At 39.8% G+C, this 492-nt stretch carries 1 tRNA gene and 1 pseudogene; both read left to right on the forward strand.

The features are described from left to right. Position 1 precedes the first annotated feature (1 nt). A tRNA-Leu gene (locus CWC03_RS23360) sits at positions 2-86 on the forward strand. Between the two features lie 86 nt (positions 87-172). Continuing rightward, positions 173-492: pseudogene (locus tag CWC03_RS23720) on the forward strand (hypothetical protein); the annotation flags it as partial.

Raw genomic sequence — 492 nt, forward strand, 5'->3', positions numbered from 1 at the left:
TGCGGAAGTGGCGGAATTGGTAGCCGCGCTGGATTTAGGTTCCAGTATCTTCGGATGTGAGAGTTCAAGTCTCTCTTTCCGCACCATTTAGTAACAATCTCTTTCCTATCTATTCATTACTAGCTCATTTTTATAATGTTACTTTTAAACTTTCTTCATGTTAGGAAAGAAAGTGCTAAAGTCTTTATTTCTTTTATTCTCATTAATCATTTTCGGTATACCTAGCTTTGTAGAAGCAAGGGCTAGCTCAATTTGCTCTCCATCACATATAGAAGTAGCACTCAAGCACTTTAGCTACTGTCAGCCCTCGGAGCAGGCAAATAAAGTTTCATTTCAAACTTTTACTAGCGATACCTACTCAGTAGTGATTAGCGACAACTCTTCTGAACTAACGTTAAGCTGGATAACTGGCGCTACCGCACTTGCTGGCCTACCGAACAAGTATGATTTAACACCTCTTGAGTTTATGACACGAGCTTTCAATGGTACGTT

Source organism: Pseudoalteromonas sp. S2755 (assembly GCF_005886535.1).
Classification (GTDB): Bacteria; Pseudomonadota; Gammaproteobacteria; order Enterobacterales; family Alteromonadaceae; genus Pseudoalteromonas.